The organism is Staphylococcus sp. aM (assembly GCF_052975125.1).
Map to the genome: position 1 here is coordinate 109,099 of NZ_CP121447.1, position 21,410 is coordinate 130,508.

Here is a 21,410-nt window from a genome sequence, read left to right on the forward strand (position 1 = left end):
TGAATTAAATTTATTATATAAATAAAGGTTTGGTAAAAGTGGAAGAACTCTTTTTTAAAGGTGAAGATGTAATTAAAGTAATCAATGAAGTAGAAAAATATATTACAAAAGATTTAAATACTATTGATGACTTACAAAGTTTCAATGAAAGTCACATTTATTTAGCTGTTTATGATATATCACACACTTTCTATCTTAACTATATAGACATAAATAATTGTGTAACTATTAGTAGTGCTAGAACTCTATTAAGAAAACTATATGAGTTATTACTTTATTTAAAATATATATTAGAATCCAAAAGCGAATCAAGCAAAAGAGCTGAAAGATATTTTGCATATAATGCATACAAAGAAACTGATTTGGTATTAACAAATGCAAAAGACGGAGATTTTAGTCAACAAGAAATGATTGTTTTAGAAGATAGATTTGATAGTTTAAAGAAGTCGTATATAAAAACTTTTAGTAATTCAAAATTAAAAGTAAATGAAGTAAGGGACATAGCAAAATGGTATATGGAAAAAAGTACTGATGATAAAAAAATAGGTAAAATTGAATTGCTATCAGAATATTTAAATATGGGTTATTATTATCAACATATATATAGAAGTTTTTCAGTAGATGTTCACTCTATTGGTAATAATAAGAAGAAAACTATAAATATATTAGGTGTAAATAGTAGTATTAGTAATGGAGAAATAGAAATATATGAGCAAAAAGAACCTTTATCTTCCGAAATAGAGTTATCTTCATTTACAAATTATATTGTAGCAAAATTTATTGAATTATGTTATGAATTTACTAATAACATAGATTTTTGGTTTGGTTATAAGCAACCGTTTGAAGAATACTATAATAATAAATGGAATCATAAATAAATTAAAAAAGACGGATTAGAGAAAATCTTATATGAGAGAGTGTAAATGATAATTTGTCGCCTATATTAAAATTTGATCTATAGATGATATCCGTGTAAAATCAACAATCATGTATTACCTCATAATTAGTATACTCCCTAATCATACGTTTAAGTTGCCATAACTTTAACAATTTCTCTTGTGTGATTAAAGTGTACCCAAATTTCACAATCACAATATTTTTAATTATCTATTTATAAAAAAATCATTCATTGCTCTAAATTTTTAACTAACAAATATTATTGTATAATCTATTTAAAAGTAGTCGTAGTAGCCACGAAGTGTATTATAAAAAGTTATAACTATCAAACTAATATAGTGAATCAATAGATATAATTAACAGGAGGAATTATGTTTACAAGAAAACAACATTATTACCCAAGATGTTTATTGAAACATTTTGCTAATGAAAACAAGATGATATATGTACATATTCGTCAAGCGAATAAAAAAACTTTTATGAATTATGAGAAAGTATGTGTCGCAACTGATGCATATGAAACTGAAGATAAAGTTGATAATATTTTAGAACACAAATTAGGGGTATATGAGTCTGAAATAGAAAAGATTATTGATTATATTATAAAAAATATTAAATCTAAGGACTTAGATGTTTCAGAAAATATGCAAAACAAGATTTTTCAATATATTCATTTACAATATTTACGTACTGACGCCGGAAGAATTAATTTTATGAATTTAATTGAAAATCCGTTTACATATAAACCTAGAAAAAAACCTATCGATCTAGATGAAATACAAAAACACAAAAATACAATAAAAAAGTTTAATGAAATTTTTAAGCAAGGTAACAACCTAGAAAACTTATTAAAAAGAATGAAAAAACCATCTAACATGAATTTTCATATTGCAATAAGTGAAGACAATTTATTAACTAGTGATAATCCAGTAATCGCTACTGATAATTGGAACCAAATAATGCTTCCAATTACTCCAAATATTCTTATAGAATTTCAAGAAGATAAAATTAACTCATCTAACGATTTAAGAGTAATATTAAAAAAAAATAAAACAAGATATGTAAATGAAGCAACAATTAATACAGCAAATTATTTTATTATATCAAATAAAGAGTTTACCCGTTATCAATATAAATATATAGACAATCGCTTTAATAATAAGAATTGGGAGATTGGTTATCCTCATGTAAATTTGAAAAATTAAAAACTTTTCTAGCATTATACATATTACAACTTTTGTTCCTTCTTTTTTAATACTATTGAAAGATTGTTTTTTGCATTTCTCCATTAACCAATGTTATAATTTAGTTAACAAGAGCTTCGTGCATTATATGCACCAATCCCCTCACTACTCGCAATAGTGAGGGGATTTTTAGGTGTTGGCTAATATCGCCTATTTTTTCTTATTGTTACGTGTACGTAGCCAATGCGTAAATAGCGCAACAATACAACCACTGATGACTGTGGTCGTGATGTGAACAAGAGCTTCGACCATCTGATATGCACCTCCTCTCTGCGTCTAAATTGACGCCTGAGAGATAGGCGACTTATATATTATATCATCTACGAATATTCGATGATAGATAACTTCCGATAAGTGATTTTATGTAAAAACTTCCATAAAAATTATTATAAATAAATTACTTGATTTAATATAAAATTTTGAAATGAAAACGCTTTTTGTATTTATTGATATTCTAATGTTAGACTGAAATTAATCATAGTAGATTTGGCAAATTTCTTTGTATTTTCCATGAATTTTAATCAATAATTTAAGGAGAAGTTTATGTTAAATATAAGTGATAAGCAGTATGTTCAAAGGACTATGAAATGGTTTGTATTTTCGATGATTATTTTGATTATAAGCTTTATTTTATCTAGTATATTTAGTCCATCTCTTGATACTTTTAAAAGTATCGGAGACCAAATACCATCTAGCTTAGATAAAGCTACTGGTTTAAATAAAGTGTGGGAATACATTATAAATAATGGTTTTAGAGTCCCTATACAAATGCTAATACTCTCTTTAATTCCTATTCCATTTTTATATTGCGTAAATTTAATTTTTACAAGTACAATTACCGGAATCATGTTTGGATTCGTAATCAACTTTGACTTTCATAAAGGTTCGATAGTGATTTTATCATCAATTCCACATATCGTTGTTGAAATATTTGCGATGTGCTTTGTTGTCAGTGGTTTATTTAAATTAAATCAAGCAATTGTTAGAAAAATCAGCAATTTGTTTAGAAAAGAGAAAAAACAAAATGTTTCATTTAAACAAGCGTTAATTCAATTAATTAAAACATATATCTTAATTGCGCTACCTTTATATTTTATTGCAGCATTTTTAGAAACTTACTTCACTGAATGGATATATAGTATATTGATATAAACTAAATGATGATTATTATTTGAATTTCTAACGAATAGAGGGAATGTATATGCTACTCTTTCCTATGAGCCTTTTTATGATTGTGGTAGGTATTTCATATAGTAAAACCTATCCAAAAGAAAGAAATCGATGGTATGGTTTTAGATCAAAAAAATCAATGAAAAATGATGAAATATGGCTTAAAGCACAATTCTTATTTATTCAGTATAACAAGAGTATATTTAAATATAGTGCCATGTTTTCAGTCGTTTTCGTAATATGTGATATAGCATTGATTATATTGAAATTAGAAGACCAATTAATGGGGTCTATATTAATACAGACAGGAATTATTTTAATATTATTAGGTGCACTCCATTGGATTGTAAATAGAAAACTCTAAATTGAAAAATATTATGAAGTTAGATGATGAGATTTTAAATATACATAAATGTAATATTAATATAAGTATTAAAAAGGACAAGCACTGTGGTATCAGTGTTTGTCCTTTTTTAGAACAAGAAGAAAGCAGGCGGCTCAGCTTCATATTTATCTTTGTCTAAATGTTCTTTTTTAATAATCTCATTAGGAGATAAATCATTTTTAGGATCATCTGAAATAAAGAGCTTGCCTAAGGTTTTGTCATCATAGCCAATATCGCCCTTAAATTGTGTACTATGACTAGAAAAAATTGTAGCATCAAAGTCGTAATTTTTATCATTATTAATATAACCTTTTATAAAATATCCGCCCATCGGATTCTTTTTAAAACTTGTTACATGCATAGAATGATAATCTTTAAGGTTATATTTAAAGTATAAATCAATGCGTTTTTCTTGGGTTTGGATATAGTGTTCTTTTTTGTTTTTGTGAGAAATATATCCACAAACAACCATAAAGACGAAAATGATTAAAATTGTTATCAAGACATAACGTTTTTTCAAAAGAATCAATCCCTTTGTATTAGAAAAAGAAGAATGAAGGCGGTTCAGCTTCATATTTATCTTTGTCTAAATGTTCTTTTTTAATAATCTCATTAGGAGATAAATCATTTTTAGGATCATCTGAAATAAAGAGCTTGCCCAAAGTCTTGGGATCATAACCTATATCTCCATCAAATTGATTGCTTTGGCCAACATATATAGTAACATCAAAATCATATTTTTTATTATTGTTAATATAACCACTTACAAAGTAAGAGCCTGCCATAAAATTCTTTTCAAAATTAGTTACATGCATAGAATGATAATCTTTAAGGTTATATTTAAAGTATAAATCAATGCGTTTTTCTTGGGTTTGGATATAGTGTTCTTTTTTGTTTTTGTGAGAAATATATCCACAAACAACCATAAAGACGAAAATGATTAAAATTGTTATCAAGACATAACGTTTTTTCAAAAGAATCAATCCCTTTGTATTAGAAAAAGAAGAATGCAGGCGGCTCAGCTTCATATTCATCTTTGTCCAAATGTTCTTTTTTAATAATATCATTAGTTTTCACTGTATTTTTTTGGAATCTTTATTAATAAAGCGTTGTTCAAGCCCTCTAGAATCATAATCAGTATAACTAGCAAATTGATATTGATCTAAAGTAGAAAGTAAAATCATTTTATCATATTAAACCAAAATCAAACATTGATTATTATAAAAAATTAAATAAATAAAATGTTATTAAAAATCATCATTTGCATAAAGATAGTGATGATTTCAAATACCTAGCTTATTTTGAAGATCATATATTGGTTTTCAATCCCTTTGAATAAACGAGGAAAATTAAATGTTCCTCATTCGTCCCACAACGCTCTCTTCAACGTACTCGCAATCATCCCTATGTTGAAGGGGGCACTTTTATATATTCAACTACGGAAAAGGTGATACATATCTTCAAATTGTACCTATCCATATCTATCTTCTGATAACTCCTCAATGATTCATTCTCATCCTAATTCTTCATCCATATACATACACTTATATAACTTTGCATATTCCATCCAATTATTTATATATTATCCAAAGGCATTCAGTTCAAATAAATAAATTTTAAGCGTATACTTGAATTGTAAGCAATTAGAATTATGGGAGCATAAGAGATGAATTTTAAAAACGTAGTAGTCGCAGGTGGCGGTGTACTAGGAAGTCAAATCGCTTTCCAAAGTGCATTCCACGGATTTAATGTAACGTTATATGATATTAATGATGAGGCTTTAGAAAAAGTTAAAGAACGTTTGAATATCTTAAAAGGACGTTATTTAGATGATTTAGATACGACTGAAGAGAAAGTAGAACAAGCGTATCAATCAATCCAATTTAGTACTAGTATTCCTGATGCAGCGAAAGATGCTGACATTGTTATTGAAGCAATTCCAGAAGTTGTTTCAATTAAAACAGATTTCTATAAACAGTTAGGTGAAAGTGCACCTGAAAAAACAATTTTCGCAACAAATTCTTCAACATTTGCGCCAAGTCAATTTAAAGATGTTACAGGTAGACCAGAAAAATTCTTAGCATTACACTTTGCTAATGAAATTTGGTTACGTAATACAGGTGAAGTGATGCGTACGGAAGATACTTCAGATGAAATCTTTAATGAAGTATTAGACTTTGCGAAAGCAATCGGCATGGTACCACTTCCAATCCGAAAAGAACAACCAGGTTATATTTTAAATTCATTACTTGTACCTTTAGTAACACAAGCAGGTTACTTACTAGGTAACGAAGTTGCAGATTATAAAATGATCGATAAAACATGGATGAAAGCGACAAACGATGAACATGGACCATTTGGCATGAATGATATCGTTGGTATCGCGACACATTTAAATATCAGAAAATCAAAAATGGATGAAAATTCACCAGAATGGGCTAAAAACTACCTTAAATTCTTAGAAGGTATGGTAGAAGAAGGTCGTCTTGGTAAATCTGTAGGTAAAGGTTTCTACAATTATCCAAACCCTGAATTCAAGAGTGACAACTTCTTTGATAATCCAAAAGAAATCAAAGATTTAACACATGGATTCAAAAATATTACTGTAGCAGGTGGCGGTGTCTTAGGTAGTCAAATCGCATTCCAAACTGCGTCTGGTGACTTTAACGTGTCACTTTATGATATTAGTGATGATGCGATTGAAGCTGCTAAAGGCCGTGTAAAACAAATCAAACAAGATTACAAATCAGATATGAATGTGGATGACGCAACTGTAGACAAATTTGAATCAAATATTAGCTACTATACTGATTTAGCTGAAGCAACAAAAGATGCAGATTTAGTTATTGAAGTTGTACCAGAAAACACTGATATTAAAAAAGATTTCTATAAACAATTAAGCGAAGTCTTAAATGAAGATGCGTATATCGTTACAAACTCTTCTACATTAAGACCAAGTGACTTTGAAGACTTAACTGGTCGTCCAGAAAAATTCGCGGCATTACACTTCTCAAATGGTGTATGGCTTAAAAACACTGGTGAAGTCATGGTTGCAAGCAAAACAACAGAAGACACATTTAATAAAATCTTAGCATTTGCACGTGATATTCACTTAGTAGTGATTCCAATTCACAAAGAACAACCAGGATATATCTTAAATACGTTATTAATTCCATTACTTCATGCTGGACTTAAATTATTAGTTAAAGACATTGCAAATGTTGAAACAATTGATAAAACATGGATGATTGGATTCCATGCGGTTCATGGTCCATTAGCTATTGTAGATATCATTGGATTAAATACGATGTATCACATTTTAAATGCTATTTACCAAGAATCTAACGATGAAATCGATGGTAAAGTTGTTGATTTATTACAAAGTAAAATCGATAAAGGTGAATTAGGCCGTGGCGTAGGTAAAGGTTTCTATGACTATTCAAATGGTGCACCATATTTAGACCCAGATTTCTTAAAATAAGCATTCTGCATTAGTAGATGTAAAGATTCATTAGTGACAGTTCCCTTTAACAATTAAAATCATTCAATAGATGACATATAAATAATTTCCCCAAACCCCCTTTACTATCCGCCGTAGTAAAGGGGTTTTTGCTATTGATTAAGCGTATCAAAAAAGCTCGACAGCGATCGCTACATTGATCTTTGTCGAGCTTTAGTCGGTTAATCACCATGTCACGTTAATAAAAGGAGGTCTTCATATGCTGATTAACCATGAGATGGGGTGAATATGGGTTTATGGGATAAAATGATTACGCTAAAATTTGTTTACTGATAATCCAGTTTTTATGGTGTTTAAGCAAAATATTTTGCTCTTTCAATTCTTGAATAATATGGCCAGTTGTTTCACGTGAAATACTTGCAAGATCACTAATCATTTGAATTGTTAAAAATGATTTGATTTCATAAAATTCGTCGTTATCATAACCAATCATGTGACATAAATAAATTAATATTTTAATCACGCGTTCTTTTGCACTTTTAGAACTGAGTGCCATATGATATTCAATTTGTTGTTTCTGATTGTTACATAACAATTGGTAAATTCTAATAAACACTTTGTCATTGTTTCTACATAGATATTCAATAAGATCAATGGGAACGGCAATCATGATACAGTCTGTAATGGCTGTACACATTTCATTCGTTGTCTTCTCTTGGAAGAGATTATGCATGGGGAATAATTTATCATCCTTGTTTAAGATGCGGTATACATCACCATTCATACTAAATTGTTCTCTTAATATATAACCATCAATCAAATAGTAAATATGTGTTAATTCGTCAGAAGAATAGTAAATGACTTGTCCTTTGTTATATTGTCTAACGATACATTCATTTTTGTAAGGTTGTAAAGCAACAGAAGGGATGTGAATCAATTGGGCAAGTCGTTCAAGACACTGATCACTATGATTTGTGATTATTGAATTATCGATTGCAATGCCTCGTGATTGGTTGTTTGTCATAAAGTCACCACCTTAGTGATTAATGCTCGATTTGTGTGCCAACATGTCCTTTGAATGCTTCATATGCATTATCTAAATTAGTGATAATCGCGCGTCGGCCTTCACCACTTTCAACAAAATCAATGGCAGCTTCGATTTTAGGAAGCATAGAACCCTCGGCAAATTTACCATCTTTGGCATATTGTTTTAACGTTGCAACGTCAACGTTTGTTAATGCCTCTTGATTAGGCTCGTTGTAGTTGATATATACATGCTCTACGTTCGTTAATATCATTAAAGTATTAGCGTCGATGAGTTGTGCTAAGCGTTCACTGGCAAAGTCTTTATCTATTACAGCTTCGACACCTTCATATGTGTCGTTGCGCTTAATAACTGGTATGCCGCCGCCACCACATGCAATGATGATATTTTGATTCTCTACTAATGTACTAATGAGTTGATGCTCTAAAATAGACACTGGCAAAGGTGAAGGTACCACTTTACGGTAACCACGTCCAGCATCTTCCTTATAAGTTGATTCTGGATTGGCTTGCTGTAATTGCTCAGCTTCTTCTTTAGTGTAAAATGGTCCAATAGGTTTAGTTGGGTTAGACATACGGGGGTCATGTTCGTCGACCTCAACACGAGTAATTACTGTACCTGCACGTCTTGGACTCTTAATTTCAGCAAGTACTCTGTTGACTTCCGTCTCTATCCAGAATCCTATCATACCTTGGGTCATGGAACCACAAACATCAAGCGGCATGGCAGGGGTTTGTGGACTATCTGCTTTAGCTTGTTGGATTAACATCGTACCAATTTGTGGACCGTTACCATGAGAGATAACAATGTCTGCATCAGTATCAAATAAAGGTTTGAGTGCTTGCATTGTCGAACGTATTGCTTTTCTTTGTGCGTCAGCTGAGCCATCATCAGTTTGTATGGCATTACCGCCTAACGCGATGACGATTTTGTTATCCATATCGTTCACTCCTTAATTAGAATACATTTACGGCACCAGTGATTAATCTAAAAATGCCGATGATTGCTAGAATTGTGATTAATACAAAGAAGATATAGTCAACCTTGCTTAAAGGTTTCCGGTTATTTTTTTGGACGGTTTGGTAAACGAATAAGCCTGGGATATAGAGCAACATGGTTAATAGTAAGTAATCTATACCCGCTGCATAAACGAGCCAAATCGCGTAAACAGAAGAGATAATACCAATAACCCATTGTTTCGTTGTAGCACGTTCCTTCGTTAAGTAAGTGTATTTAACTTGATAGAAAGCACTGAACATATATGGGATAAGGATCGCACTGGATGCGAGTGAAAAGGCGAATTGATAAGCACTCTCTGTGAATAACATACTGATTAAAAAGATTTGTACTAATATATTCGTAATTAATAATGAATTGACAGGCGCTTTATTTTTATTTTCTTTTGCAAACCATTTAGGGAATAGGCCATCTTTCGCAACGACGAAGGGTAATTCACCTGCGAGTAGTGTCCATCCTAACCAAGCACCTAATACTGAAATGATTAAACCAATGTTGACTAGTACTGAACCCCAATGTCCTACTATATGTTCTAAGACTGCGGCCATAGATGGGTTAGATAGTTCTGAAATATGATTCTGTTGAATGACACCTTGTGCGAGAACAGTCATTAAGAAATAGATGACTAATACAGAGATAAGACCGATCACAGTTGCAGTACCGACGTCTTTTTTACTTTTAGCACGGCTTGAAAAGACAACCGCACCTTCAATACCTGTAAATACCCAGACCGTTACAAGCATTGTACTTTTCACTTGGCCTAATGTGTCACCCCAACTGAATATGCCAGTATCGCCACTTGTCATGCCGTATAAACCAGCTTTAAAGGTCTCAAAGTTAAACGCACCAATCATACATACGATGACAAGTAAGATAGGGATGAGTTTGGCAACAGTAACGATACTATTAATAAACGCAGCTGTTTCTACACCTTTTAAGATGAGGTAATGCACGCCCCATAAAAGGATAGAAGCAACGATAATACTTGGTAAGGTATTTCCACCTTTGAAGATCGGGAAGAAGTTACCGACCGCTGACATTAATAATGTGGCATAGGCCACATTGCCTAGAAAGGCTGCAAACCAATAACCCCAAGCACTTGAAAATCCAATAAAATCACCGAACCCGGCTTGTGCATAACTATAGATACCACCGTCTAAGTCTTGTCTTTCATTCGTTAAGTTTTGAAAGACAAAGGCTAGGGAAATCATACCAATTGCTGTGATAATCCAACCAATAATGATGGCTAAACCACCAGCTTGATTACCCATATCTGAAATAATGTTAAATGCACCGCCACCAATCATTGAACCAATGACGAGGCCAATCAAGGAGGTTTTACTTAATTTATTTCCATCTGATTCACTCATATGTCATGTCTCCTTTGAATAAATAAGCAGGTTCAGTTGTGATTCATATATAGGAGTTCAGTGATATGAGGGTATCGTAACCAAACCTGCGTCTTCTTTTTAATTGCAAACTATCCTAGCGTAGCCGCCATCACAGCTTTAATCGTATGCATACGGTTTTCTGCTTGATCGAATACTTTAGAATGTTTGCTTCTAAATATCTCGTCAGTGACTTCCATTTCAGATAAACCATAGTCATCTTTGATTTGTTGACCGTATGTGGTATTTGTATCATGGAAGGCTGGTAAACAATGTAAGAAAATCGTGCTATCTTTACCAGTTTTATCGAACATAGCTCTATTAACTTGATAGTCTTTTAATAATTTAATACGTGATTCAAACTCACTTTCTTCACCCATAGATACCCACACGTCAGTGTAGATAACATCGGCATCTTTAACACCTTCGTCAATATTATCTGTAATTGTGATTGAACCACCATCTTGTTTGGCACGTCTTTCTGCAATATCAATATAGTCTTGAGATGGGAAGAGTGCTTTAGGAGAACAAATTGTTACGTCTACACCAAGCATTGGTCCAGCCACAAGTAGTGAGTTAGCCACATTGTTACGTCCGTCACCCACATAAGTAAGTTTGATGCCATCTAAATGACCAAAGTTTTCTTTAACTGTCATGTAGTCAGCTAACATTTGTGTTGGATGCCATGCGTCCGTTAAACCATTCCATACAGGTACACCTGAATATTTAGCTAAGTCTTCAACCATCTCTTGTGAGAAACCGCGGAATTCGATACCATCAAACATTCTTCCTAGTACTTTAGCTGTGTCTTCAACAGATTCTTTTTTACCTAATTGGATATCATTTTTTCCTAAGAATTCAGGATGTGCACCTAAATCAATAGAGGCAACAGTAAAGGCTGCACGTGTACGTGTAGAATTCTTTTCAAATAATAGGGCGATATTTTTATGATCTAAATAACGATGTGGAATCCCTTTTTGTTTATAATCTTTTAAAGTAATAGCGAAATCGATTAAATCGCTAAATTCTTTTTTCGTAAAGTCATCTTCTTTTAATAAATGTCTACCTTTTAAGTTAAGTGGTTGTTGAATTTCTGACATGATTCATTCCTCATTTCTTTAAAATGTATTAGTAAAGTGCATGTGTGTACTGAATTAAATATCTTCTCTATATAATGGTTGGCTCATACATCTTGGGCCCCCACGACCACGTACTAATTCACTACCTGTAATTTCAATAACTTTAATGCCTTTATCACGTAATAATTGGTTAGATACATAGTTTCGGTCGTAAGTTACGACAACCCCTGGACGGATAGTCAATGTGTTAGAACCGTCATTCCATTGTTCACGGGCACCATCGATAACGTCACCATTACCTGTTGGGATAAATTCAATATTGTCGATGTTAAGCGCATCTTCTAATGTTTCTTTTAATTTGTTTGAGTGCGTAATTTTAATGTCTTGACCTTGTTCATCTTTTTCAATGGTGAAGATGTTCATGTTATCTTCTTCTTTGAAAATCGCAGCATGCATTGTAAATTTGTCGTAGTCAATCATGGTAAATACTGTATCTAAATGCATAAATGTACGGCTGTTTGGAATTTCGATGGCAAGTACTTTAGTAAATGTAGATTGATCATCGAATAAAATTTGTCTTGCTAAGCGTTCGATAGCTTGTGCAGAGGTACGTTCAGAAATACCAACTGCAAGTACATCTTTAGATAGAATTAATTCATCGCCACCCTCAATATTGAATGGTGAATTTCTATCTAACCAAACTGGGACATCGTCGTTTTTGAATCTTGGGTGATATTTCAAAATATATGTCATGAAGATAGATTCACGACGACGGGCACGCCAATACATACGGTTGATAGTCATTCCTCTACCTACAGATGCTTGTGGGTCTCTAGTGAAGTAAAGGTTTGGCATTGGATCGAGATAGAATGGATAGCGGTCATCCATATATTCTACGAGGTGATTCGTTTCTAATTGAATTTCTTCTTTACGTACACCAGCCATAATTTTTTCTACCAGTTCTTGGTCATTTAATGTTGCGAATAGTTCTTTAATTTCTTTTTCATGACCGAGGACAGTCTTTTGTGATTCTTTTAAAATATCGTCGATAAATTGTTCGCGAACAGAGGCATCTGCAATGGCTTCTGCAGCTAGGTGTTCTAAATAGACAACCTCGACACCTTCATCTCTGAGTACTTGCGCGAAATGGTCATGCTCTTCTTGAGCAACTTTCAAATAAGGAATATCGTCAAATAGCAATCCACTTAGATGATCAGGCACTAAATTTTCTAATTCTTTACCTGGTCGTTTAAGTAATACCGTTTTTAATTTGCCGATTTCACTGTTTACGTGGATAGGTCCTTTTTCCATTGTTATTTCCTCCTTTGATTTAATACACCTAGAGTATAAAGCGCTTTCAACATAGAGATTGAGAATCTTTTCACAATAATAATGTCGAATATCTCATATAAAATATTTATTCAATGCAATTTGATGATAGATTATGCAATATAAACGCATAAAACCTATAACTACATGTATATTAAGTTAATACGATAATAAATAATTAATATAATATGATTTTTTATTCGATTGAATGTATGGATAGTCATGCATGATTAATTAACTATAAATGTTAAATCTGTCTATATTTTAAGAAGATTTTTATACATCAATATAAAACTTTTTATAAAAATTGTTATAAATGAGAAATACTTCACATATTGTATGAAAGAAATTTGATATGGTATTTGTGATGAAGTTTGTCTGTATTTTGTGAAATATGCAGATAAAGGAGTAAATAGATATGAGAAAAAGTAAACGATTGGATTTAATATCGACAATTGTGAAAGATAATGACATACGTTCAAAAGCCGAAATTGTCGACTATCTTGATAAACATTTTGGTATCAAATATAGTGTGGCAACGATTAGTAGAGATTTAAATGAACTTAAAATATATAAAATGCCTACCGCCAATAATGATCGATGTTACCGAAAGTTTAATGATAATGCTCAAAACGAAGCGAAAACGAAACTCATAGCCTTTTACAATGATGAGATCGAAAAGGTCACAATTAAAGATCACTACCTTATTGTCAAAACATCGCCAGGATTTGCGCAAAGTGTGAACTTTTATATCGATCAGCTCAATTTAAATGAGGTATTGGGAACAGTTGGCGGTAATGATACGATATTGATATTAGTCAGTTCAGCAGATGTTACCGAATTTGTACATTATCAATTATTTGGGCAGACATATCAAGAAGAGCTAAAGTCATGATTCATGTGACGTGATGTATATTAAAAGTCGATGACAAGTATCAAAATGAATTTTGCCATTGAAGCGTGCTTGATGTTATAATGCGTAAGGTTTCAATTCGGCAAATAAAACGCGATTCAATTGATATATGTCATATAGTGAGTGGCACGTAGGATAGTCAATAAATAACAATTCTAATGAGATGATAAGATAGCCACCTTCATGGGCGAGTGATGAAACCAAGTTGAATGACACAATGGTTTCTTACTCGCTCTATTTTATTGCGGAAAAAGTGGACGGTGTCATATGTATGCAAAGTGCAAATATATGCATATTTTAAATACGATAGGGACGTAATGAGCGCTTTATCAATATTGAATTTAAATAGTATGAAAAGGAGCGGATGTTATGGTAGATAGTTGGAAAGTACAGTGGTTTAATCAACCGATGAAAAATATACTAGCAGGTATTGTAGTGGCACTTGCTTTAATTCCAGAAGCGATTGCCTTTTCAATCATAGCGGGGGTAGACCCGATGATTGGTTTATATGCGGCGTTTATCATAGCGACAGTGACAGCGATTGTTGGTGGACGACCGGCAATGATTTCAGGTGCTACAGGTGCTGTTGCACTTGTTGTGACACCACTCGTGAAGGAACATGGAGTGGAATATTTATTTGCAGCAACGATTTTAATGGGTTTGATTCAACTTGTCTTAGGTATTTTAAAAGTAGGAAGACTGATGAAATTCATTCCACAATCCGTAATGATTGGCTTTGTTAATGCATTAGGTATTATGATCTTTCTATCTCAAATTGAGCATATTTTTAATATATCCATTGCGACTTACATTTATGTCATTATTACTTTATTAATCGTATATATTGTACCTAGATTCTTTAAAGCAATTCCTGCTCCATTAATTGCGATTATTTTATTAACAGCATTATATATGTTTACAGGTGCCAATGTGCATACCGTTGGCGATTTAGGTACGATTAAGCAAGCATTGCCTCATTTCATTATTCCACAAGTACCGTACACACTGGAAACGTTACAAGTCATCTTACCATTTTCAGTTTCGATGGCGATTGTGGGGTTAGTAGAAAGTTTACTCACAGCTAAAATTGTTGATGAATTTACAAATACTTATAGTAGTAAAAATAAGGAATCTCGTGGACAAGGTATCGCAAATATCATTACAGGATTCTTCGGTGGTATGGGTGGTTGTGCGATGATCGGACAATCTGTCATTAATGTGAAATCCGGTGCGACAAGTCGATTATCGACATTAACTGCAGGTATAGTACTCATATTTATGATTATTGTATTAGGGGATTTAGTAGTGCAAATTCCAATGCCTATTTTAGCGGGAATTATGGTCATGGTATCTATTGGAACAGTAGACTGGCATTCCTTTAAATATGTTAAAAATGCTCCAAAAACGGATGCCTTTGTGATGATTCTAACAGTTATTATTGTATTGATGACACATAATCTAGCCATTGGTGTTATCGTAGGTGTAGTATTTAGTGCACTCTTCTTCGCGACTAAGATTTCTAACGTGAATGTGACAACAGAGACGTTTGATGAGACGTTACATGTATACTTTGAAGGCCAAATTTTCTTTGTATCTATTGATTCCATGATGAACCAAATTGACTTTAATGTGGACCATTCAGTCATTGAATTAGACTTCAACCATGCACATTTATGGGATGATTCAGCAGTGAATGCGATTGATACTATCGTACAGAAATTCGAAGCCAATCATAATACCGTCTATGTGAAAAAGTTAAATTCAGATAGTAGAAAAATTATTTCCGAGCTAAGTCAGATTAATCATAACCAGTTGATTTAATCGACACTAGCTGTAAAATATAGAGGAACTCATGACGGTAATTGTGTAAAATATCAGCGCACTAACTATGATGAGGGGTGATAGGATGAAATTCATCATCAGACAAGAGCAAAAAGAAGATTACCTGCAAACTGAAGAAGTAGTGAAAAAGGCTTTTGAGAATGAATCATATAGTGATCAAAGTGAGCACACATTGGTTGCGAAATTACGAAAGTCAGAGGCATTTGTTCCAGATTTATCATTAGTCGCTGTAAATGAAGATAAAATCATAGGACATATATTATTATCTAAAATTTTGATTGATACTAAGGATAAGAAAGTAGAATCTTTAGCATTAGCACCTATTTCTGTTTTACCCGAATATCAAAATAAAGGTGTAGGTCAAAAATTAATACAACAAGCTTTAACCATTGCAGAGAGCCTTGATTTTGAATCAGTCATCGTTATGGGACACGAAGCATATTATCCGAAATTTGGTTTCAAAAAAGCATCTCATTGGGGCATACAAGCGCCTTTTGAAGTATCAGATGAGTTATTGATGGCAATTGAATTAAAAGATAGTGCTTTAAATCATGCTTCAGGTATCATCCAATATCCAAACGCATTTTTTGAATGATGAGGTTGAGATTGATAATGGTATGTAAAAAACATAATGTAGATTGGTATATAAAAGAATAAATTTATGATCATAGAAACTATAATTTGACTCCTGTTAACTTCATGTAACGGGAGTCTTTTTTTATCTAACTGATTTTTTGGCTAATATTGTGATTTTAATAGAAACTATAATTATATTAAAAAATTATAAGAGATTATTTGAAAATTCCAGGTTTTTAGTTACAATATAGGCGAACAATATTTTAAAGGAGTGTTTAAATGTTCGTTTCTCAAAGCTGCATTGGAAGAATAGAAAATCGTTGCGAGTGGTTGAATCGAGAAATTAAACAATCTAAAGAAGTTATAGAATCGAAAGGATTTCCATGTGTATTTGGCATACAAGGACATAAAAAGGAAGTTCACTTTTATTCTGCATTAAATTATCCATATAGTCCTGAAGAATTATCTAAAGATATAGATCTTTATTTAAATGAATTAAAAAAGATGCCTAAAAAAGATAGGGGCATTTCTGGATTGTTAGTATATTTTGAACCAATTGGCAATATGAGTATACATGCAAAGCAGTTTATGGTTTGGCAACTTCTTTCATCAATGAAAAATAAGTATTGATATAAAAAGGATAATATTGATAATAATCCTTTAGACGATGGTTATGCGTATCGTTTTAAAAATGAATTATGGTTCATTAATTTTAGTTCTAATAGTTATAAACACAGAAAATCAAGAAATTTAGGTGCTTTTATAACATTAGCAATGCAAACTCTTAGTAAATCAGATGAATATTTTAATTACAATATGGAAACTAAAGCTAAAGCACAAAAAAATGTTAGAAAATTAGCAGAGAAATATGATGGTTGTCCCGTACATTCTGGTTTAGGACCTGTTATTGGTTCAGGAAAATTTTCACCAGCTAAATTATCTTATTTTATAGGGGATACCAATTCGGAAAAATCTTATGAACCATGGAAATTTCAAGCATTTAGACCACAAAAAATAATATTAGATGAATCAATTATTAGTGAAAATGGACCTCAAGTTAAGCATTTTGAATGTCTTTATGGAAACGAAAAAATTAAACGATATTCAAACTGTAAAGAAGAACATGACATAAATGAAAACAATCTACTAGTTACTAATTCCTCAGATTTAGTAGATTTATATAATAGCAATATTCAAATAGCAACCTTTAATAAGAATATAGCTTCAGAGTACAATGTTTTTGATATAGATTATATGAATGATTTATTGGCATTAAGATTCATCAAAGATAACGCTATTTATAACTAATATAAATTTGAAAGGAGTAAATGTTTTGTATAAAAATATAATATTTGACTTCGATGGAACAATTGCTGATTCAAAAAAAAGTAGTTCGATAGCAACCAAAAAAGCATTTTCAGAATTTGGTTTACATATACCTAGTGACACGCAAATTGAATATTATATGGGGATACCTATAGAAAAATCTTTTGATTTAATGAGTGAAAAAAGTTTATCTGAAAATGAATTGAATCAATTAATGGAGTTATTTAGAAGATATTATAAAGAAACAGAAACATTATATTTGAATATTTTTGACGGAATGACAGAACAACTCGCAGAGCTCCATGAAAAATATAAGTTGTTTGTAGTATCTAGTAAAAAAACAGATGTATTAAAACGAAATCTAAAAAAATTGAAAGTTGAACATTTCTTTTTAGAAGTTATAGGTTCGGATAAGGTTGAAAACTATAAACCTTCCCCCGATGGAATAATATATATATTAAATAAATATAACTTGCATCGTAATCAAACGATATATATAGGAGATGCAGTTTTCGATATAAAAATGGCTAATAATGCTAATTTAGATTCTTGTGCTGTAACTTGGGGAAGCCATGGTGTTGAAGAATTAAAACGTGAAAATCCTACATTCATTATTACAAATGTTCACCAACTAGATTTTGAGGAATAGTATATGGCCATCAGTAAAAGAATAACAATTATTGGATTTTTAACAATGTTTATCGTAGGCGTATCAGATTTGATAGTCGTTGGTATGTTAGGTGAAATGAGTAAGGAATTTCATGTAAGTAAAGCTTTGATAGGTCAATTGGTCACTTTATATGCTATTGCTTTTTCGATATTAAGTCCTATCTTAACGAAACTCACAAAAAATATAAATGATAAAAACATCTTAGTGTATGGTTTGATTATTTTTATTCTGTTAACTTTAATGACTACGATAATTAGAAATTACATTTTGTTGTGTTTAGTTAGAATTGTATTAGCAGGTGTCGCTTCATTAATAACAGTAAAGTTAATGGCAACAGGTGCCAACATTGTTCCAGAAGAATATAAAGCTTCTGTAATTGCTAATATATATGTTGGATTTAGTGCTGCAAACATATTAGGTATACCATTAGGTACGCTAATAGCTTCTCAGTATAATTGGAAACTTCCATTTTATTTAATCGCAATTATAACTTTTTTATGTTTATTAGGTGTATTGTATTTTATACCTCATAAAACCGAAGATCAAAGTGTTAATAATACTGAATATAAAGTAATTAATTATAAAGGTATCATATTGATACTTGTTTTTTTACTATTAATGATGGTTTCTAATAGTATATTGTTTACATATATCGAGCCTTTAGTAAAAAGCAACGGTCATAGTATCTTTATTGTAAGTTTATGTTTATTCCTTTCAGGTATTGCAGGTGTACTAGGATCAAAATTAGGTAATAGTTTGTCGGAGAAAAAAGGATACAATATAGCTGGAAATATAATTATTGGGGTATACACAATCTCTATTATATTCATTTGGTTCGCCGGTGGAAATGTTTTAATTCTTACTTTATGTGTATTTATATGGAATTTATTTCATTGGGGAACAAATCCAACAGTTCAATATGCATTACTTAAATTTTTACGAGGAGACCCGAGTCAAATATTAAGTTATGATATCTCAGTATTAAATTTAGGAATAGGATTAGGTTCATTTATAGGGGGGATATTATATTACATAGATTATCATTTTAATTTATCTTTAATGATTTCAATCATATTAGCAGTTTGTTCATCATTAATTTTAAAAATGGTGGTTCGCTCAGAGTATATGAATTAAATATTAAAGATCATAAATGGAGCTTCACTGTTTTAATCTCATTCATCAAAATAATTTGGATACGTATTCATATAAAAAAGCAATTTCTATTCGAAGTGGATAGAAATTGCTTTTTTTAATTTGAACATAGTCTATTTATTTGTAATTCACACTTATTGTTTTCAACAATAGTAAGTATTTTTATTAAATGATATCTAACTCATTTTTGAAGTACGTATATTTCATAAAGTTGTAGCTACTATTTAAAAAAATTCTAGTTTTATTTAAAATTGTTGCTAATTTTTTTATTAAGTTGTGTTAATATTTAATTATTAAACGAAAAGGGTGGGGAGAAATGAGAATTAAATACATAGCAATACCTAGTATTGCAATTACTTTATTATTAACAGGTTGTGGTCAAAAGGATAATGACCAAGATAAAGATTCTAAAAACAAACAAGAACAAAAAAAGAAAGATAATAAGAAAGAGAAATCAAAAGGTAAAACTACAAATAATTCTACAGAGAATAATTATAATGAAAATTCTCAACAAAATTCTAATAATGAAGAAACTGCTAATACTTCTAATAATCAACAAGGAGAACAAGAACAAGCTAATACTAATTCACAAAATAATAATGTAAGTAAAAGTAACACAAATAATGAAAGTGTAAATACTAATAGTAAAGAATATAAAGAGTATTTAGATGCTAAAAAGAGCCAATATGATATTACACATTTAACACCTGAACAAAAAGCTAATGGTGCTGGTGGTGGTGGTTCCAGTTGGGCTTATGCTGATGAAAATGAAAGTTTTAATGATTGGAAAGCTAGAACTGATAAAGAAAAAGCTGAGGCAGGATATTAATGAAAAAAATATTATTTTTGCTTGTGTTATCACTAGTAGTTTTGTGTGGTTGTGGAAATAGTGCAGAAAAGAAATTAGAAGGCCATTGGTATAATGAAACTTTTGAAGAAAATTGGGCTATTATTAAAGATGGTAAAATGGAACAAAGAGACACAAGAAATGAGATGGAAAATATTAAAGAAAGAGGAGACTCAGTAAGCTTTGATATTTATGATTCTAAAAACGATGTAACGCAACATTTTACATTTAAATTTGATAAAGATAACCCTGATAAAGCAAAGGTTACTTTGTCTGCTGAAAATGTTATATCTATACAAATAGACGCAGTGAAAAAAGATAGTAGCTCTTCAAGTATTACAAGTTGGCTGACTAGAATATGTATAGTAATAGCATTAATTTGGTTTATTTATACTATATATAGTATTAAAAAGAATACTAATAGTAAAAATAGAGTTGAATAAACTCATTATTAAAGTCAAGTAATTTAAATCGAAAAAATATTTTTATTTTATCGAGTTGTGTTTAGCCCAATAGTTGTCAGTGTTCGAAAGAAAAGACGAACATTTGGCATAAAACTTTAACTTTAAATAAGTTTAGGTATTATGTATAATTATCCTTATAAAACTTAGTTCAAAAATTTGTCATATGTTATCGCTTTACACTTGAGAAAGTGAGGTGATGCGTATGACTATTCACTTAGATATAGATATTTCTATAGTTGTAAGTTTCATTAGTACTTTATACGTAGTCATCAAAATGACTGCAAAAAAATAAGCTCTCGTACTACCAATACGAGAGCAGAAATATACATTGTGATAACATATTAACCCAAGAATTTCAAAATTAGGTTTACTAAGTTTTTCCAGTCTCAAAGTTGAGATTGGTTTTTTTGATAAGTATATATTATCATGATATTACACATTTAACAAACGATTTTTTCGTACTAAAAAACTACTTTTGGGTAGTGTTATTTAAGATTTTTTTAATTCCATGTATTTGCTTTGATTTTTAATACAAGAACTTCTCTGAAAAAGAATATCATTTCAACACAATCTTAAGTTCATTAATATTCTTAAAGAGTTATGTAT

20 protein-coding genes and 1 pseudogene are annotated in these 21,410 nt (G+C 31.1%); 13 read left to right on the top strand and 8 right to left on the bottom strand.

Going from position 1 to position 21,410, the window contains the following annotated elements; translation table 11 throughout:
- Positions 1-38 precede the first annotated feature (38 nt).
- Together P7F85_RS00470 and P7F85_RS00475 are read left to right on the top strand one after the other, a co-directional pair.
- Positions 39-878, top strand: coding sequence for a DUF5677 domain-containing protein (locus P7F85_RS00470; protein ID WP_270251683.1), 840 nt, complete (start codon positions 39-41; stop codon positions 876-878).
- A 390-nt stretch (positions 879-1,268) separates the two neighbouring features.
- Positions 1,269-2,102 (top strand): DUF4238 domain-containing protein, encoded by an 834-nt coding sequence (locus P7F85_RS00475; RefSeq protein ID WP_002467335.1) that lies wholly within the window; start codon positions 1,269-1,271, stop codon positions 2,100-2,102.
- A gap of 189 nt (positions 2,103-2,291) precedes the next feature.
- Here P7F85_RS00475 and P7F85_RS00480 read toward each other — a convergent pair whose 3' ends face one another.
- Positions 2,292-2,393 (bottom strand): type I toxin-antitoxin system Fst family toxin, encoded by a 102-nt coding sequence (locus P7F85_RS00480; protein ID WP_000228874.1) that lies wholly within the window; start codon positions 2,391-2,393, stop codon positions 2,292-2,294.
- Between the two features lie 291 nt (positions 2,394-2,684).
- Between P7F85_RS00480 and P7F85_RS00485 the strand changes: the two genes are divergently transcribed.
- Both P7F85_RS00485 and P7F85_RS00490 read left to right on the top strand, forming a co-directional pair.
- Positions 2,685-3,293 carry a stage II sporulation protein M gene (locus P7F85_RS00485; RefSeq protein WP_002467328.1) on the top strand — a complete coding sequence of 203 codons (609 nt, stop codon included), beginning with the start codon at positions 2,685-2,687 and terminating at the stop codon, positions 3,291-3,293.
- Between the two features lie 49 nt (positions 3,294-3,342).
- A complete protein-coding gene (locus tag P7F85_RS00490; RefSeq protein WP_015364602.1) occupies positions 3,343-3,675 on the top strand; it encodes an SdpI family protein in 333 nt (110 codons plus the stop codon).
- A 109-nt stretch (positions 3,676-3,784) separates the two neighbouring features.
- On the opposite strand, the gene P7F85_RS00495 is transcribed toward P7F85_RS00490, so the two are convergent.
- Positions 3,785-4,216, bottom strand: coding sequence for a DUF1433 domain-containing protein (locus P7F85_RS00495; RefSeq protein WP_015364603.1), 432 nt, complete (start codon positions 4,214-4,216; stop codon positions 3,785-3,787).
- A gap of 19 nt (positions 4,217-4,235) precedes the next feature.
- Positions 4,236-4,670, bottom strand: coding sequence for a DUF1433 domain-containing protein (locus P7F85_RS00500; protein WP_015364604.1), 435 nt, complete (start codon positions 4,668-4,670; stop codon positions 4,236-4,238).
- Between the two features lie 692 nt (positions 4,671-5,362).
- On the opposite strand from P7F85_RS00500, the gene P7F85_RS00505 reads away from it, so the two are divergent.
- Positions 5,363-7,177, top strand: a complete 1,815-nt coding sequence (locus P7F85_RS00505) for a 3-hydroxyacyl-CoA dehydrogenase (RefSeq protein ID WP_002466991.1) — start codon at positions 5,363-5,365, stop codon at positions 7,175-7,177.
- A 289-nt stretch (positions 7,178-7,466) separates the two neighbouring features.
- Here the strand turns inward: P7F85_RS00505 and P7F85_RS00510 are convergent, their stop codons facing one another.
- The 5 genes from P7F85_RS00510 to arcA all read right to left on the bottom strand — a co-directional run bounded on the left by P7F85_RS00510 (position 7,467) and on the right by arcA (position 12,996).
- Positions 7,467-8,180: a Crp/Fnr family transcriptional regulator gene (locus P7F85_RS00510; protein WP_002466992.1), complete on the bottom strand. Its 714-nt coding sequence runs from the start codon at positions 8,178-8,180 to the stop codon at positions 7,467-7,469.
- A 19-nt stretch (positions 8,181-8,199) separates the two neighbouring features.
- The gene (arcC, locus tag P7F85_RS00515; RefSeq protein WP_002466994.1) at positions 8,200-9,141 is read right to left on the bottom strand and encodes a carbamate kinase; all 942 of its coding nucleotides are present in this window, start codon (positions 9,139-9,141) and stop codon (positions 8,200-8,202) included.
- Positions 9,142-9,157: 16 nt separating this feature from the next.
- On the bottom strand, positions 9,158-10,588 hold the full coding sequence (arcD, locus tag P7F85_RS00520) for an arginine-ornithine antiporter (protein ID WP_002466996.1): 1,431 nt from the start codon (positions 10,586-10,588) through the stop codon (positions 9,158-9,160).
- Positions 10,589-10,698: 110 nt separating this feature from the next.
- On the bottom strand, positions 10,699-11,706 hold the full coding sequence (argF, locus tag P7F85_RS00525; protein ID WP_002466993.1) for an ornithine carbamoyltransferase: 1,008 nt from the start codon (positions 11,704-11,706) through the stop codon (positions 10,699-10,701).
- Positions 11,707-11,760: 54 nt separating this feature from the next.
- Positions 11,761-12,996: an arginine deiminase gene (gene arcA, locus P7F85_RS00530; protein WP_015364606.1), complete on the bottom strand. Its 1,236-nt coding sequence runs from the start codon at positions 12,994-12,996 to the stop codon at positions 11,761-11,763.
- A 436-nt stretch (positions 12,997-13,432) separates the two neighbouring features.
- On the opposite strand from arcA, the gene P7F85_RS00535 reads away from it, so the two are divergent.
- The 8 genes and pseudogenes from P7F85_RS00535 to P7F85_RS00570 all read left to right on the top strand — a co-directional run bounded on the left by P7F85_RS00535 (position 13,433) and on the right by P7F85_RS00570 (position 20,783).
- Positions 13,433-13,909 carry an arginine repressor gene (locus P7F85_RS00535; protein WP_002450226.1) on the top strand — a complete coding sequence of 159 codons (477 nt, stop codon included), beginning with the start codon at positions 13,433-13,435 and terminating at the stop codon, positions 13,907-13,909.
- Between the two features lie 387 nt (positions 13,910-14,296).
- Positions 14,297-15,748: a SulP family inorganic anion transporter gene (locus tag P7F85_RS00540; protein WP_002467573.1), complete on the top strand. Its 1,452-nt coding sequence runs from the start codon at positions 14,297-14,299 to the stop codon at positions 15,746-15,748.
- An 85-nt stretch (positions 15,749-15,833) separates the two neighbouring features.
- On the top strand, positions 15,834-16,364 hold the full coding sequence (locus P7F85_RS00545; RefSeq protein ID WP_002467578.1) for a GNAT family N-acetyltransferase: 531 nt from the start codon (positions 15,834-15,836) through the stop codon (positions 16,362-16,364).
- A gap of 260 nt (positions 16,365-16,624) precedes the next feature.
- A pseudogene (locus P7F85_RS00550) lies at positions 16,625-17,653 on the top strand (YqcI/YcgG family protein).
- A 25-nt stretch (positions 17,654-17,678) separates the two neighbouring features.
- Positions 17,679-18,320 (top strand): HAD family hydrolase, encoded by a 642-nt coding sequence (locus tag P7F85_RS00555; RefSeq protein WP_002467575.1) that lies wholly within the window; start codon positions 17,679-17,681, stop codon positions 18,318-18,320.
- A gap of 3 nt (positions 18,321-18,323) precedes the next feature.
- Complete coding sequence (locus tag P7F85_RS00560) at positions 18,324-19,475, top strand: MFS transporter (protein ID WP_002467577.1); 1,152 nt, start codon at positions 18,324-18,326, stop codon at positions 19,473-19,475.
- A gap of 334 nt (positions 19,476-19,809) precedes the next feature.
- Positions 19,810-20,322, top strand: a complete 513-nt coding sequence (locus tag P7F85_RS00565; RefSeq protein WP_002467561.1) for a hypothetical protein — start codon at positions 19,810-19,812, stop codon at positions 20,320-20,322.
- Positions 20,322-20,783 (top strand): hypothetical protein, encoded by a 462-nt coding sequence (locus P7F85_RS00570; RefSeq protein ID WP_002467569.1) that lies wholly within the window; start codon positions 20,322-20,324, stop codon positions 20,781-20,783. Before P7F85_RS00565 ends, P7F85_RS00570 begins: the two co-directional genes overlap by 1 nt.
- The last annotated feature ends 627 nt before the right edge of the window (positions 20,784-21,410 follow it).